Below are 15,800 nucleotides of genomic sequence, written 5' to 3'. Positions count from 1 at the left end.
GATTGCAGAGGGTTCTAGATGAAAATGCTTCCCCTGAAAGCGGCCATCGCCGCCGCAGTGCTGAGCGCCGCCGCAGGCGTCTCGGCCAAACCCTTGGTGGTCTGTACCGAAGCCAGCCCGGAAGGCTTCGATATGGTCCAGTACACGACTGCAGTCACTGCCGACGCGGTGGCGGAAACCATCTTCAACCGCCTGGTGGACTTCAAGCCCGGCACCACGGACATCGAGCCTGCCCTGGCCGAGTCCTGGGAAATCAGCCCGGACGGCCTGACCTACACCTTCCACCTGCGCAAAGGCGTCAAGTTCCACAGCACCGACTACTTCAAGCCGACCCGCGAGATGAATGCCGACGACGTGGTCTGGAGTTTCCAGCGCCAGCTGGACCCGAAACACCCGTGGCATGACAAGTCCAGCGTGGGCTTCCCCTATTTCGAGAGCATGGGCTTCAAGGAGCTGCTCAAAAGCGTCGAGAAAACCGACGACCACACCGTGGTCTTCACCCTGACCCGCCGCGAAGCACCGTTCCTGGCCGACGTGGCCATGGCGTTTTCCTCGATCTTCCCGGCCGAATACGCCGACCAGTTGCTCAAGGCCGGCAAGACCGGCGACCTCAACAACAAGCCGATCGGCACCGGCCCGTTCATCTTCCAGCGCTACGCCAAGGACGCCCAGGTGCGCTTCAAGGCCAACCCGGACTACTTCCGCGGCAAGCCACCGGCCGACGCGCTGATCCTGGCGATCACCACCGATAACAACGTGCGCCTGCAGAAACTCAAGGCCAACGAGTGCCAGGTCGCCCTGTATCCGAAGCCCGACGACATCCCGAGCATCAAGGCCGACGCCAACCTGAGAGTCGACGACCTGGCCGCCATGACCGTGGGCTACACCGCCCTGAACACCTCCAGGAAGTACATGAGCGACCCGCGTGTGCGGCACGCCATCAACATCGCTTTCGACAAGGAAGCCTACGTCAACAGCCTGTACGGCAAGGGCAACGCAGTGGTCGGCACCGGTCCGTACCCGCCGACCCTGCTGGGCTTCAACAGCAAGCTGGGCAACCCGGCCCGCGACCTGGACAAGGCCCGCGCCCTGCTCAAGGAAGCCGGGGTGCCGGAAGGCACGGTGTTCACCCTGTTCACCCGCAACGGCGGTGGCCCGACCAACCCCAACCCGCTGCTTGGCGCACAGATGATGCAGGCGGACCTGGCGAAGATCGGCCTCAAGATCGATATCCGCGTCATGGAATGGGGCGAAATGCTCAAGCGCGCCAAGAATGGCGAGCACGACATGGTTTCCGCCGGCTGGGCCGGGGACAACGGCGACCCGGACAACTTCCTGACCCCCAACCTCAGTTGCGAGGCCGCCAAAAACGGCGAAAACTACGCACGTTGGTGTAACAAAGAGTTTCAGAGCCTGATCGACCAGGCCCGTGCCGAATCCGAACCGGCAAAACGGACCGCGCTCTATGAACAGGCCCAGGACATTTTCGACAAGGAACAACCGTGGATCCCCATGGCCTATCCGAAAATGTTCACTGCAATGCGCAACAACGTCGAGGGTTACCACCAGAGCCCGCTGACCACCAACAACTTCGCTACCACCCAGGTGAAGTAGATAAGAAACGCCCGGCATCCTTGACCCCAGGGATGCCGGACACGCCTAACCGGCTGATGAGGTACACCAGAAGATGTTTAGTTTTATTGCCCGCCGTGTGGGGTTGTTGATCCCCACATTCTTCGGCATCACCTTGCTGACGTTCGCATTGATTCGCATGATTCCCGGCGATCCCGTGGAAGTCATGATGGGCGAGCGCCGGGTCGACCCCGAGATGCATGCCCAGGCAATGGAACGCCTTGGTCTGAACAAACCGCTGTACGCCCAGTACCTGGACTACATCGGCAAACTGGCCCAGGGCGATCTGGGTGAATCCCTGCGTACTCGCGAGAGTGTGTGGACCGAGTTCACCTCCCTGTTCCCGGCGACCCTGGAACTGTCCATGGCCGCCCTGCTGTTCGCCGGCATTCTTGGCCTGCTGGCCGGGGTAATCGCGGCGCTCAAGCGCGGTTCGCTGTTCGACCACGGGGTCATGGGCGTCTCCCTCGCCGGCTATTCGATGCCGATCTTCTGGTGGGGCCTGATCCTGATCATGTTCTTCTCGGTAAGCCTGGGCTGGACCCCGGTTTCCGGGCGCCTCGACCTGCTCTACGACATCGAGCCGAAAACCGGCTTCATGCTCATCGACACCCTGCTGGCCGATGACACCGGCGCCTTTCTCGACGCCCTGCACCACCTGATCCTGCCGGCCATCGTGCTAGGCACCATTCCGCTGGCGGTAATCGCGCGGATGACCCGCTCCTCGATGCTTGAAGTGCTGCGCGAAGACTACATCCGCACCGCCAAGGCCAAGGGCCTGTCGCCCGCCCGCGTGGTATTCGTGCACGGCCTGCGCAATGCGCTGATCCCGGTCCTGACCGTGGTCGGCCTGCAAGTCGGCACCCTGCTGGCCGGCGCGGTCCTGACCGAAACCATCTTCTCCTGGCCCGGCATCGGCAAATGGCTGATCGAAGCCATCGGCGCCCGGGACTACCCCGTGGTGCAGAACGGCATCCTGTTGATCGCCTGCCTGGTGATCCTGGTCAACTTCGTGGTGGACATCCTCTACGGCTTTGCCAACCCACGCATTCGTCACCAGCGCTGAGGACAAAACTCATGAGCATTCCAACATCCTCAGTAGCCGTATCCGCTGTGGCCGTGGATCAAAGCCTGCTGTACCCGTCGCCCTACAAGGAATTCTGGCAAGCCTTCTCGCGCAACAAGGGCGCGGTGGCCGGCCTGCTGTTCATGCTGCTGGTGGTCTTCTGCGCGATCTTCGCGCCCTGGGTCGCCCCGCATAACCCGAGCGAGCAATACCGCGACTTCCTGCTGACCCCGCCGGTCTGGCTCGAAGGCGGGCAATGGCAATTCATCCTCGGCACCGACGAACTGGGCCGCGACCTGCTGTCGCGACTGATCCAGGGTTCGCGCCTGTCGCTGCTGATCGGCCTGTCGTCGGTGGTCATGTCGCTGATCCCGGGCATCCTCCTGGGCCTGTTCGCCGGGTTCTTCCCGCGTCTGCTCGGCCCGACCATCATGCGCCTGATGGACATCATGCTGGCCCTGCCGTCCCTGCTGCTGGCCGTGGCGATCGTCGCCATCCTCGGCCCAGGCCTGATCAACACCGTGATCGCCATCGCCGTGGTGTCCCTGCCGTCCTACGTGCGCCTGACCCGCGCCGCCGTGATGGGCGAGCTCAACCGCGACTACGTGACCGCCGCGCGCCTGGCCGGTGCCGGCCTGCCACGCCTGATGTTCATCACCGTGCTGCCCAACTGCATGGCGCCGCTGATCGTCCAGGCGACCCTGAGCTTCTCCTCGGCGATTCTCGATGCCGCGGCCCTGGGCTTCCTCGGCCTTGGCGTCCAGCCGCCTACCCCTGAGTGGGGCACCATGCTGGCCTCGGCCCGCGACTACATCGAACGCGCCTGGTGGGTCGTGAGCCTGCCCGGCCTGACCATTTTGCTCAGCGTGCTGGCAATCAACCTGATGGGCGACGGCCTGCGCGATGCGCTGGACCCGAAACTCAAGAATGCCGCCTGAGGAGATTCCCATGTCACTGCTAGAAATCAAGAATCTCAACGTGCGCTTCGGCGACGCCAAGGCCGTTCCCGTGGTGGATGGCCTGGACCTGAACGTGGACAAGGGCGAAGTGCTGGCCATCGTTGGCGAGTCCGGCTCGGGCAAGTCCGTGACCATGATGGCGCTGATGGGGCTGATCGAGCATCCCGGCATCGTCACCGCCGACGCCCTCAGCTTCGACGGCAAGGACATGCTCAAGCTCAGCGCCCGGCAACGCCGGCAGATCGTCGGCAAGGACCTGGCCATGGTGTTCCAGGACCCGATGACCGCGCTGAACCCGAGCTACACCGTAGGCTTCCAGATCGAGGAAGTGCTGCGCCTGCACCTGAAGATGTCCGGCAAGGCGGCGCGCAAGCGCGCCATCGAACTGCTGGAAAAAGTCGAGATCCCGGGCGCCGCCAGCCGCATGGACGCCTACCCGCACCAACTGTCCGGCGGCATGAGCCAGCGCGTGGCGATTGCCATGGCCATTGCCGGCGAGCCGAAACTGCTGATCGCCGACGAACCGACCACCGCCCTGGACGTGACCATCCAGGCGCAGATCATGGAACTGCTGCTCAACCTGCAACGCGAGCAGAACATGGGCCTGGTGCTGATCACCCACGACCTGGCCGTGGTTGCCGAAACCGCCCAGCGCGTGTGCGTGATGTACGCCGGGCAAGCGGTGGAAGTGGGCCAGGTGCCGGAGCTGTTCGACATTCCCGCGCACCCTTACAGCGAAGCGCTGCTGGCGGCCATTCCCGAGCACAGCATGGGCGCCGCGCGCCTGTCGACCTTGCCGGGCATCGTTCCCGGTCGCTATGACCGTCCGCAAGGCTGCCTGCTCTCGCCGCGCTGCCCGTACGTGCAGGAAAACTGCCGCCAGCAGCGTCCAAGCCTCGATCCGAAAGCCGCCAGCCTCGCCCGCTGCTTCTACCCGCTGAATCAGGAGGTGGCGTAATGGCCGTCGTTCTTACCGCCCGCAACCTGACCCGTCACTACGAAGTGTCTCGCGGCCTGTTCAAGGGCCATGCGACCGTGCGCGCCCTCAACGGCGTGTCGTTCGAACTGGAAGCCGGCAAGACCCTGGCTGTGGTCGGTGAATCCGGCTGCGGCAAATCCACCCTGGCCCGCGCCCTGACGCTGATCGAAGAGCCGTCTTCCGGGTCCTTGAAAATCGCCGGCCAGGAAGTCGCCGGCGCCGACAAGGCTCAGCGCAAGCAACTGCGCAAAGACGTGCAGATGGTGTTCCAGAGCCCCTATGCCTCCCTCAACCCTCGGCAGAAGATCGGCGATCAACTGGCCGAGCCGCTGCTGATCAACACCCAGCTGTCGGCCAGCGAACGGCGGGAAAAGGTCCAGGCGATGATGAAGCAGGTGGGCCTGCGCCCCGAGCATTATCAGCGCTACCCGCATATGTTCTCCGGCGGCCAGCGCCAGCGTATCGCCCTGGCGCGGGCGATGATGCTGCAACCGAAAGTGCTGGTGGCGGACGAACCGACCTCGGCCCTCGACGTGTCGATCCAGGCCCAGGTGCTGAACCTGTTCATGGACCTGCAGCAGGAGTTCAACACCGCCTACGTGTTCATCTCCCACAACCTGGCGGTGGTGCGCCACGTCGCCGACCATGTGATGGTGATGTACCTCGGCCGGCCGGTGGAAATGGGCCCGAAAGAGGACATCTACACCCGTCCGCTGCACCCGTACACCCAGGCGTTGTTGTCGGCCACGCCGACCATTCACCCGGACCCGGACAAGCCGAAGATCAAGATCGTCGGCGAATTGCCCAACCCGCTGAACCCGCCATCCGGCTGTGCGTTCCACAAGCGCTGCCCATACGCCACCGAGCGTTGCAGCAGCGAAGAGCCGGCTCTGCGCCTGCTCGACACCCGCCAGGTGGCCTGCCACTACGCCGAGCAGTTCCTCGGCTGAACCGGCAAAAAAAAGCGCCGCGGTGATTCGCGGCGCCTCGCCTGTGTTGACCCAACCCCTTCTGCGGATTGCGCATCAGTCCGTCGGGAGGGGTTTTCTTTTTCCGCCGGCCTGGGCTCAGCCCTGGCCAGCCTCATCCTCGCTGTCGGTATCCGGCTCGTCGGTGGTCGCATCGTCATCGCCTTCGCTGCCACCCTGCCCCAGATCGCCCGGTTCGGATTCCGATTGGGCAATCATCTGCACGCCGTTCTGCACATGCCCCGGCACCCAGAAACCCGGCACCCGCGTGGCCTGGTCGCTGGCCCAGGCCGCGGACACTCCCAGCGACATCAGCGCCAGCACCTTGAGCAACAGCACAACCCGTTGGAAGACGTTCATGTTGATTCCGTCCTTTATGTAGGTGAATCAATGATGGCCACAGCCGGATTTGCAAGGCACGGCCTCGTATGAACCTAGCCCCGAAGCCGACGCTTTTCCAGACAACAAGCCCGCGATTCGCCCACTGGCTAGACGGCTTTCGACTAGCCCCTAAAACCAGCGGTTATGCACTCTCCTTACACACCTGACCTCGCGTTCTGCCGGGAGAAAATCGTTGCCCGACCCAGTGATTTCGCGGGCAAGCCTCGCTCCTACGGGCATAAAAAAGCCCCGCTGTTGGCAGCGGGGCTTTGGGGTGGGGCGTTGCTCAGACCTTAGTGATGCTCGCGGGTCGCGCGGAATTTCACGTCGGGCCAGCGCTCTTCCATCAGCGCCAGGTTGACCCGGGTCGGGGCCAGGTAGGTCAGGTGACCGCCACCGTCCAGCGCCAGGTTTTCCACGGCCTTGTTGGAGAATTCCTCGAGCTTCTTCTTGTCGCTGCAATCGATCCAGCGCGCGGACCACACGGTGATCGGCTCGTAGGAGCACTCCACCTTGTATTCCTCTTTCAGGCGGCTGGCGACCACATCGAACTGCAGCACACCGACGGCGCCAAGGATGATGTCGTTGCTGCGCTCGGGGAAGAACACCTGGGTCGCGCCTTCCTCGGCCAGCTGTTGCAGGCCCTGGCGCAGTTGCTTGGATTTCAGCGGGTCCTTCAGGCGCACGCGACGGAACAGTTCCGGGGCGAAGTGCGGGATACCGGTGAACCCCAGGGCCTCGCCTTCGGTAAAGGTGTCGCCGATCTGGATGGTGCCGTGGTTGTGCAGGCCGATGATGTCGCCGGCGTAGGCTTCCTCGAGCTGTTCACGCTCGGAGGAGAAGAAGGTCAGCGCATCGCCGATGCGCACGTCCTTGCCGGTGCGCACGTGACGCATCTTCATGCCCTTCTCGTACTTGCCCGAGCAGATGCGCATGAAGGCGATACGGTCGCGGTGCTTGGGGTCCATGTTCGCCTGGATCTTGAACACGAAGCCGCTGAACTTCTCTTCCTGCGGTTCCACGGTGCGCTCGTTGGCCATGCGCGCCAGCGGCAGCGGCGCCCAATCGACGACTGCATCGAGCACATGGTCGACACCGAAGTTGCCCAGGGCGGTACCGAAGAACACCGGGGTCAGCTGGCCGTCCATGAACTCCTGCTGGTCGAACTCGTGGCAGGCGCCCTGCACCAGCTCCAGCTGCTCGATGAAACGCTCGTACTCGTCGCCCAGGTGGGCACGGGCTTCATCGGAGTCGAGCTTCTCGATGATCTTGGTTTCGGTGCGCTCGTGGCCGTGGCCGGCGGTGTAGACAATGATGTAGTCGCCCGCCAGGTGGTACACACCCTTGAAATCGCGGTAGCAACCGATCGGCCAGGTGATAGGAGCTGCCTTGATCTTCAGGACCGCTTCGATTTCGTCGAGCAGCTCGATCGGGTCGCGGATGTCGCGGTCGAGTTTGTTGATGAAGCTGACGATCGGCGTGTCGCGCAGACGGCAGACGTCCATCAGGGCGATGGTCCGTGGCTCTACGCCCTTACCGCCGTCGAGCACCATCAGCGCCGAGTCCACCGCGGTCAGGGTGCGGTAGGTGTCTTCGGAGAAGTCTTCGTGGCCCGGGGTGTCGAGCAGGTTGATCATGTGTTCGCGATAAGGGAACTGCATGACCGACGTGGTAATGGAAATACCCCGCTGCTTCTCCATTTCCATCCAGTCGGACGTGGCATGGCGGTCGGACTTGCGGGATTTCACCGTACCGGCAACGGCAATCGCCTTGCCCATCAGCAAGAGCTTCTCGGTGATGGTGGTTTTACCCGCATCCGGGTGGGAAATAATGGCGAAAGTGCGGCGTTTCGCGACTTCGGCGGCCTGTTTGGTCATGGGAAATCGCCTGGCAGGTGATTCAAAAAAAGGGCGGCGAGTATAGCGCAAAGCAAGCCCCACGGACCACCGTTCGGCCCTGGGCTGCTGGAATTCCAGCCTGTAGCCGCTGCGCAGCTGCGATCGACTGCGCAGCAGTCGCAAAGCCAGGCGACGCGTTGTTTCAGTCGCCCCCCGTGCTCCGTGTTTGCGAGCGCTGCGCGCTCGATCGCAGCCCCGCTGCGCTCGGCAGCGGCTATAGGCGGCCAGGCATTAGAGATATCGAAGTTATGGAATTGAGGGTGGCCAAACGCCGTCAACTATGGAACCTTTTAAAAGGTGGAGGCGTCCACTCCTCTGTTACGAGTTTTCGTCAGGGGTAGAAAAATCAGCAAGTTAGCCTGACGAGGCTATGCGTATGGCTCGGTTCCGCGCTGTTTCCAGCGTCGCGACGAGCTGCTTCTCGCGACCCTTCTTTTGGCAGCCAGGCATGGCCCTCGCCACACGAAAGAACGTTCGCCGACATAAAAAAGGAGTCCGCCTGTGGCTATTCGCTATGGCAAAGGGCTGATAGGAGGCGCGGCGGTCATCGCTCTCCTGGCCCTGCTGGTCCACTGGATCGGCATCAGTACGATCGAACACTACCGCGACGATCTGTTGTTTTACCTGCAAGCCCATCTGTACCTGGTACTCGCTTCAATGTTCGCCGCCCTCGTGGTGGGGATACCCGCCGGCATCTTCCTCAGCCGACCGCAAATGGTCGGGCGTGCCGAACGCTTCATGCAGGTGTTCAATATCGGTAACACCGTTCCTCCCCTGGCCGTCCTGGCCATCGCCCTGGGGATCCTCGGCATCGGCAGCGGGCCGGCCATCTTCGCCTTGTTCCTCGCCTCCTTGCTGCCCATCGTGCGCAACACCTATGAAGGCCTGAAAAACGTCCAGGGTTCCCTCAAGGAAGCCGCCGTCGGCATCGGCATGACGCCGCGCCAGGTGCTGTGGAAAGTCGAGTTGCCCAACGCCGTGCCGATCATCATCGGCGGCGTGCGCGTGGCCCTGGCGATCAACGTCGGTACCGCGCCGCTGGCGTTCCTGATCGGCGCCAACAGCCTCGGCAGCCTGATCTTCCCGGGCATTGCCCTGAACAATCAGCCGCAACTGCTGCTCGGCGCGGCCTGCACCGCCCTGCTGGCGCTGCTGCTCGACGGCCTGGTGACACTGGCCAGCCGCCTCTGGCTGGAACGCGGCCTGCGCCCGTCTTAAGCCTGCGCGAAGGAACTCACATGAAAAAAATAGCTTTGATCATAGGCTGCGTCCTGCTGTGCGCAGGAATTGCCCAAGCCGCGCAAAAGCCGCTGATCCGCATCGGCGCCCGGGTCTTCACCGAGCAGACGCTGCTGGCGGAAATCACCTCGCAGTACCTGCGCAGCAAGGGTTACGACACCCAGGTCACCGGTGGCCTGGGCAGCAACCTGGCCCGCAGCGCCCACGAAAGCGGGCAGCTGGACATGCTCTGGGAATACACCGGCGTGTCCCTGGTGGCCTACAACCACGTGACGGAAAAACTCGACAGCCAGCAGTCCTACGACCGGGTCAAGGCGCTGGACGGGAAAAAAGGCCTGGTCTGGCTGACCCCGTCGAAATTCAGCAATACCTACGCCCTGGCCCTGCCGAAAAAGGTCGCCGAGGAATATCCGCAGATCAGCAACATCAGTCAGTTGAACGACGTGCTGCGCGCCGAAGCCAAGACCAATCACCTGGTGGCGCTGGACACCGAGTTCGCCAACCGCTCCGACGGCCTGGACGGCATGGTCAAGCTCTACGACATGAACCTGACCCGCAAGAACATCCGCCAGATGGATGCGGGCCTGGTCTACACCGCGCTGCGTAACGGCCAGGTGTTCGCCGGCCTGGTCTACACCACGGACGGCCGCTTGAATGCCTTCGGCCTGAAGCTGCTGGAAGACGACAAGCACTACTTCCCCGACTACACCGCCGCGCCGGTGGTGCGCCAAGCCTACCTGGACGCCCATCCGCAACTGGCCGAGCAACTCAAGCCGCTGGCCGAACTGTTCGACGACGAAACCATGCGCCAGCTCAACGCGCGGGTCGATGTCGATCACGAGAGCCCATCGAAAGTGGCCGCCGATTTCCTGCGCCAGCATCCACTCAACTAAGGAGGAAAAGTCATGGAATTGCTCAACGCCTTTTCCCATCTCGACTGGCAGCAGGTGATACACCTGACCTGGCAGCACATCACGCTGGTGGGCATCGCCGTGACCCTGGCGATTCTCTTCGGCGTGCCGCTGGGCATCCTGATGACGCGCTTCCCGACCCTGGCCGGGCCGTTGCAGGCCGGCGCCACGGTGCTGCTGACCGTGCCGTCGATTGCGCTGTTCGGCCTGTTGCTGCCGTTCTATTCCAAGTTCGGCCAGGGCCTGGGACCACTGCCGGCAATCACTGCGGTGTTTCTCTACTCCCTGCTGCCGATCATGCGTAACACCTACCTGGCGCTGACCGGCGTCGAGCCGGGGATTCGCGAAGCCGCACGTGGCATCGGCATGACCTTCGGCCAGCGCCTGCGCATGGTCGAACTGCCGATCGCCGTGCCGGTAATCCTCGCCGGCGTGCGCACCGCCGTGGTGATGAACATCGGCGTCATGACCATCGCCGCCACCATCGGCGCCGGCGGCCTGGGCGTGCTCATCCTTGCTTCCATCAGCCGCAGCGACATGTCGATGCTGATCGTCGGCGCGCTGCTGGTCAGCCTCCTGGCCATCTTCGCCGACCTGCTTCTCCAATGGCTGCAACGCTCGTTGACTCCAAAAGGGCTCCTCAAATGATCGAACTTCAAAACCTCAGCAAGACCTTCCAAAGCAACGGCAAAGACGTCAAAGCCGTGGACTCGGTGAGCCTGACCGTCAACGAAGGCGAAATCTGCGTGTTCCTCGGGCCATCGGGTTGCGGCAAAAGCACCACGCTGAAAATGATCAACCGCCTGATCAAACCGACCTCGGGCAAGATCCTGATCAACGGCGAAGACACCACCGATCTGGACGAAGTGACCCTGCGCCGCAACATCGGTTACGTGATCCAGCAGATCGGCCTGTTCCCCAACATGACCATCGAGGAAAACATCGTGGTGGTGCCGAAACTGCTCGGCTGGGACAAGCAGAAATGCCACGACCGCGCCCGCGAGCTGATGAGCATGATCAAGCTCGAGCCCAAGCAATACCTGCACCGTTACCCGCGCGAGCTGTCCGGCGGCCAGCAACAGCGCATCGGCGTGATCCGCGCGCTGGCGGCCGATGCGCCGCTGCTGTTGATGGACGAACCCTTCGGCGCGGTCGACCCGATCAACCGCGAGATGATCCAGAACGAATTCTTCGAAATGCAGCGGGCGCTGAACAAGACCGTGATCATGGTCAGCCACGACATCGACGAAGCCATCAAGCTCGGTGACAAGATCGCCATTTTCCGCGCCGGCAAGCTGTTGCAGATCGACCACCCGGACACCCTGCTGGCGCACCCGGCGGACGACTTCGTCAGCAACTTCGTCGGCCAGGACAGCACCCTCAAGCGCCTGCTGCTGGTGAAGGCCGAAGACGCGGCGGACAACGCGCCGTCGGTCAGCCCGGAAACCCCGGTGGCCGACGCCCTGGAACTGATGGACGAACACGACCGCCGCTACGTGGTGGTGACCTGCGCCGCCAACAAGGCCCTGGGCTACGTGCGCCGCCGCGACCTGCACCGCCAGGCCGGCACCTGCGCCCAGTACCTGCGCGAGTTCAATGCCACCGCGGCCTACGACGAACACCTGCGGATCCTGCTGTCGCGGATGTACGAGTTCAACCGTTCGTGGCTGCCGGTGCTGGATGCCGAGCGGGTGTTCCTCGGCGAGGTGACCCAGGAATCGATTGCCGCCTACCTCAGCTCCGGGCGTTCGCGCGGCATGAAGACCAACATCGTCTCACCGGCCGAGACCGCCCTGGCCTGACCTGCCTCACGGACGGCCCGGTGGTGTAGCCGCTGCCGAAGAATGAGGCTGCGATCGACTGCGAAGCAGTCGCAGGCCCGGCACCTCGATATATCAGAGCACCGAGGACAGGGGCACGACCGCTTCGCGGCCGATCGCAGCCTCATTCTTCGGCAGCGGCTACAGCGTCTACGGATTTGTAGGAGCGAGGCTTGCCCGCGATGGCGCCCTACCGGCCGGGAACCGGGCCGCTCATGCCATGAACTGCCCACCCAGGGGAACATCAGCCTGTCATCTGGGTCGGTTACATAAATGACAGGCTCGGAGCACGCGACGAACGCGTGCAAAAACGCGACATTTTTTGTTGATCTCAGGCCCCTCACGCCCTAAAGTTCGCGCCGAACGTCCATGCTGGAAACGATCCATCCGGCTCAAGTACTGACGACGAGACAGCAAGGCCATAGGACAACCTTTTCCAGATCGTTTGAGAGCGTAGCGAGCGCAGGCAAGACAAGGCGAGGAAGCGGAGTTTACTGGTTGTAAATGAGCATTCCGAGCCTCTTCCCAACGCAGTATTGCTCGCGTAGCGCCGAAGGCGCACAGCACGCGGTAGCTCTCAAACGATCTGGTGGCCTTTTTGCTTTCGGCGGCAATGCCTTGGGAAGTAGGCGAACCAAAGTGGGGATACGGAGGACGTTCATTTGCACCCATTGTTTTTACCCGTTTGCCATTAGGAGCTCCCAGGTATGTCGATTCAGGTCGAAGACTATTTCGCGCGCGAAACCTTTCAGAAAATGAAGGCGTTCGCCGACAAGCAAGAAACCCCGTTCGTGGTCATCGACACCCAGATGATCGCCCAGGCCTACGATGACCTGCGCGCGGGCTTCGAGTTCGCCAAGGTCTACTACGCGGTAAAGGCCAACCCGGCCGTCGAAATCATCGACCTGCTTCGTGAAAAAGGCTCGAACTTCGACATCGCTTCGATCTACGAGCTGGACAAGGTGCTGGGCCGCGGCGTCAGCCCCGACCAGATCAGCTACGGCAACACCATCAAGAAATCCAAGGACATCCGCTACTTCTACGACAAGGGCGTGCGTCTGTACGCCACCGACTCCGAAGCCGACCTGCGCAACATCGCCAAGGCCGCACCGGGCTCGAAAGTCTATGTGCGCATCCTCACCGAAGGCTCGACCACCGCTGACTGGCCGCTGTCGCGCAAGTTCGGCTGCCAGACCGACATGGCCATGGACCTGCTGATCCTCGCCCGCGACCTGGGCCTGGTGCCTTACGGCGTGTCGTTCCACGTGGGTTCGCAACAGCGCGACATCAGCGTCTGGGACGCGGCGATCGCCAAGGTCAAGGTGATCTTCGAACGCCTGAAGGAAGAAGACGGCATTCACCTCAAACTGATCAACATGGGTGGCGGCTTCCCGGCCAACTACATCACCCGGACCAACAGCCTGGAAACCTACGCCGAGGAAATCATCCGCTTCCTCAAGGAAGACTTCGGCGACGACCTGCCGGAAATCATCCTCGAGCCAGGCCGTTCGCTGATCGCCAACGCCGGCATCCTGGTCAGCGAAGTGGTGCTGGTGGCGCGTAAATCGCGTACCGCCGTCGAGCGCTGGGTCTACACCGACGTGGGCAAGTTCTCCGGCCTGATCGAAACCATGGACGAGTCCATCAAGTTCCCGATCTGGACCGAGAAGAAAGGCGAGATGGAAGAAGTGGTGATCGCAGGCCCTACCTGCGACAGCGCCGACATCATGTACGAGCACTACAAGTACGGCCTGCCGCTGAACCTGGCCATCGGCGACCGCCTGTACTGGCTGTCGACCGGCGCCTACACCACCAGCTACAGCGCGGTGGAATTCAACGGCTTCCCGCCGCTGAAGTCCTTCTACGTGTAAACACCACGCCGCACCGAAAAAGCCCATGACCTGTCATGGGCTTTTTTATGCCTGCCACCCTGCCCCCGTGCCCGTAGGAGCGAAGCTTGCTCGCGAAAAGGCCAAAGGCCGGTGGTGGCCGCGATGCAGCCTTCGCGGGCAAGCCTCGCTCCTACAGCCCATGCCAATACACCGCACACGTAGGAGCGAAGCTTGCTCGCGAAAGGCCGAAGGCCGGTGGTCGCCGCGATGCCGCCTTCGCGGGCGAGCCTCGCTCCTACAGCCCATACCTGTACACCGCGCACGTAGGAGCGAAGCTTGCTCGCGAAAGGCCAAAGGCCGGTGGTGTCTGCGATGCCGCCTTCGCGGGCAAGCCTCGCTCCTACAGCCCATGCCTATACACCGCGCACGTAGGAGCGAAGCTTGCTCGCGAAAGGCCGAAGGCCGGTGGCCGCCGTGATGCCGCCTTCGCGAGCGAGCCTCGCTCCTACGGAAGCTGTTGGGCCAGTGCCTGGCGGTCGGTTTCGTCGCCCAATTGCGCCGCGCGCTGGTGATACGCCAGGGCCAGGCCGCGAATCTGTGGATGAGCGGCTTGCAGCAAGGCGCTGCGGGCGACCCGCAGGAAATTCAGGTTGCCGCCTTGCAGCGCCTTGTCCAGCCAGCCCAGCGCGTCATCGACGCGACCGGCATCGGCAAGCACCGCGGCATGGCTGAACTGGCCGCGGAAATCCCCACCTTCGGCGGAACGGCGATACCAGTCGCAGGCCGCTGCGACATCCCGGGCGCAGTGCCGGCCTTCCTCAAGATAGCGCCCCAGCAGGTTCATCGACTTGGCATGGCCCAGCGCCGCCGCGCGGCGGTAGCAGCTCAGGGCCAGGGCCGGGTTCTCGGCGACCCCGCGGCCGGTGGCCAGCAGGTTGGCGTAGTTGTACAGCGCCCAGTCCAGCCCGGCTTTGGCAGCCTGGCGATAATGCCCGGCAGCGGCCTTGGCATCGGCCTCGCAGCCCCAGCCATGCTCGCAGCAACGCCCCAGCATGTTGCGCGCCATCAGGTGCCCGCCCTTGGCGGCGATGGTGAACCAGCGCAGCGCCAACGGCGGGTCGCGCTCGATGCCCAGGCCGTCGAGCAGGATCTGCCCGAGCAGCGCCTGGGCATCGAGCAGGCCGTCGCCGGCCGCCAGCAGGATCGCCTGGGCGGCCCGGGCCGGGCTCTGCTCGAGCATGGCGCGCAGTTGCTCGCCGTCGAGGACTTCCTCGCGGCGTAACTGGAAACTCACGGCTTACACCTCGACCCAGCGGCGCAGCAGGTTGTGGTAAGTGCCGGTCAGGCGGATCAGCGATGGATGGTCCGGCAGGTCGCGGGTCAGTTGCTGGATCGCCTCATCCATCTCGAACAGCAGGGCGCGCTGGCTGTCTTCGCGCACCAGGCTCTGGGTCCAGAAGAACGACGCGTAACGGGTGCCGCGGGTGACCGCATTGACTTTATGCAGGCTGGTGCCGGGGTACAGCACCATGTCGCCGGCCGGCAGCTTCACCCGCTGGGTACCGAAGGTGTCCTGGATTTCCAGCTCGCCGCCGTCGTATTCCTCCGGGTCGCTGAAAAACAGGGTCGACGACAGGTCGGTGCGCACCCGCTCGATGCTGCCCTTGGGCTGGCGCACGGCATTGTCGATATGGAAGTCGAAACTGCCGCCGGCGGTGTAGCAATTGAGCAGCGGCGGAAAGACCTTGTGCGGCAACGCCGCCGACATGAAGCGCGGGTGCTGCCACAGGCGTTCGAGCATCGCCGCGCCAATTTCCTGGGCCAGCGGATGGCCTTCGGGCAGTTGCAGGTTGTGCTTGGCCTTGGCCGACTGGTAACCGGCCGTGATCTTGCCGTCGGCCCAATCGGCCTGCTCCAGGGCCTCGCGAATACGCAGGACTTCTTCACGGGAGAACAGACCAGGAATGTGCAGCAACATGGCGCGGATACCTGAAAGCGAAAGGATCGCCAATGGTATTGATTCTTATTGACGATGTAAAACGCCTAGACGAACGAAAGCGTAAAAACCGTAAAGGGAAAATGTAAAGAATGTAAATTCCTCGCGAATAGCAATAT

14 protein-coding genes are annotated in these 15,800 nt (G+C 63.0%); 10 read left to right on the top strand and 4 right to left on the bottom strand.

From position 1 onward, the window contains the following. The first annotated feature begins 18 nt into the window (after positions 1-18). The 5 genes from BLV20_RS18420 (at position 19) to BLV20_RS18400 (ending at position 5,586) form a co-directional block, all read left to right on the top strand. Complete coding sequence (locus tag BLV20_RS18420; RefSeq protein WP_092303856.1) at positions 19-1,614, top strand: ABC transporter substrate-binding protein; 1,596 nt, start codon at positions 19-21, stop codon at positions 1,612-1,614. Positions 1,615-1,687: 73 nt separating this feature from the next. After that, a complete protein-coding gene (locus BLV20_RS18415; RefSeq protein ID WP_092303854.1) occupies positions 1,688-2,698 on the top strand; it encodes an ABC transporter permease subunit in 1,011 nt (336 codons plus the stop codon). A gap of 11 nt (positions 2,699-2,709) precedes the next feature. Then, positions 2,710-3,636, top strand: a complete 927-nt coding sequence (locus BLV20_RS18410; protein WP_092303852.1) for an ABC transporter permease subunit — start codon at positions 2,710-2,712, stop codon at positions 3,634-3,636. A 10-nt stretch (positions 3,637-3,646) separates the two neighbouring features. Further along, on the top strand, positions 3,647-4,615 hold the full coding sequence (locus BLV20_RS18405) for an ABC transporter ATP-binding protein (RefSeq protein WP_092303850.1): 969 nt from the start codon (positions 3,647-3,649) through the stop codon (positions 4,613-4,615). After that, complete coding sequence (locus BLV20_RS18400) at positions 4,615-5,586, top strand: peptide ABC transporter ATP-binding protein (protein WP_009042157.1); 972 nt, start codon at positions 4,615-4,617, stop codon at positions 5,584-5,586. Before BLV20_RS18405 ends, BLV20_RS18400 begins: the two co-directional genes overlap by 1 nt. 117 nt (positions 5,587-5,703) lie before the next feature. Here the strand turns inward: BLV20_RS18400 and BLV20_RS18395 are convergent, their stop codons facing one another. Beyond that, complete coding sequence (locus tag BLV20_RS18395; RefSeq protein ID WP_092303848.1) at positions 5,704-5,964, bottom strand: hypothetical protein; 261 nt, start codon at positions 5,962-5,964, stop codon at positions 5,704-5,706. Between the two features lie 314 nt (positions 5,965-6,278). Then, the gene (locus tag BLV20_RS18390) at positions 6,279-7,862 is read right to left on the bottom strand and encodes a peptide chain release factor 3 (RefSeq protein ID WP_092303846.1); all 1,584 of its coding nucleotides are present in this window, start codon (positions 7,860-7,862) and stop codon (positions 6,279-6,281) included. 522 nt (positions 7,863-8,384) lie between these two features. Here BLV20_RS18390 and BLV20_RS18385 point away from each other — a divergent pair. The 5 genes from BLV20_RS18385 to BLV20_RS18365 all read left to right on the top strand — a co-directional run bounded on the left by BLV20_RS18385 (position 8,385) and on the right by BLV20_RS18365 (position 13,724). Then, complete coding sequence (locus BLV20_RS18385) at positions 8,385-9,101, top strand: ABC transporter permease (protein ID WP_009042154.1); 717 nt, start codon at positions 8,385-8,387, stop codon at positions 9,099-9,101. A gap of 20 nt (positions 9,102-9,121) precedes the next feature. Further along, entirely contained in the window at positions 9,122-10,015 is an 894-nt protein-coding gene (locus BLV20_RS18380; protein ID WP_092303844.1) for a glycine betaine ABC transporter substrate-binding protein, read from the top strand. A 12-nt stretch (positions 10,016-10,027) separates the two neighbouring features. Beyond that, positions 10,028-10,681 carry an ABC transporter permease gene (locus BLV20_RS18375; RefSeq protein WP_092303842.1) on the top strand — a complete coding sequence of 218 codons (654 nt, stop codon included), beginning with the start codon at positions 10,028-10,030 and terminating at the stop codon, positions 10,679-10,681. Then, a complete protein-coding gene (locus BLV20_RS18370) occupies positions 10,678-11,835 on the top strand; it encodes an osmoprotectant ABC transporter ATP-binding protein OsmV (protein WP_092303840.1) in 1,158 nt (385 codons plus the stop codon). The genes BLV20_RS18375 and BLV20_RS18370 overlap by 4 nt, the downstream gene beginning before the upstream one ends. A gap of 725 nt (positions 11,836-12,560) precedes the next feature. Beyond that, positions 12,561-13,724 (top strand): type III PLP-dependent enzyme, encoded by a 1,164-nt coding sequence (locus BLV20_RS18365; RefSeq protein WP_092303838.1) that lies wholly within the window; start codon positions 12,561-12,563, stop codon positions 13,722-13,724. A 466-nt stretch (positions 13,725-14,190) separates the two neighbouring features. Here BLV20_RS18365 and BLV20_RS18360 read toward each other — a convergent pair whose 3' ends face one another. Next, a complete protein-coding gene (locus BLV20_RS18360) occupies positions 14,191-14,979 on the bottom strand; it encodes a tetratricopeptide repeat protein (RefSeq protein WP_092303836.1) in 789 nt (262 codons plus the stop codon). Between the two features lie 3 nt (positions 14,980-14,982). Continuing rightward, a complete protein-coding gene (locus tag BLV20_RS18355) occupies positions 14,983-15,663 on the bottom strand; it encodes a Fe2+-dependent dioxygenase (protein WP_092303834.1) in 681 nt (226 codons plus the stop codon). Between the last annotated feature and the right edge of the window lie 137 nt (positions 15,664-15,800).

Origin of the sequence: Pseudomonas sp. NFIX28 (assembly GCF_900107395.1) — a bacterium.
GTDB lineage: Bacteria > Pseudomonadota > Gammaproteobacteria > Pseudomonadales > Pseudomonadaceae > Aquipseudomonas.
Note: the sequence above shows the minus strand (reverse complement) of the source record. Positions and strands in the feature narration are given on the sequence as shown.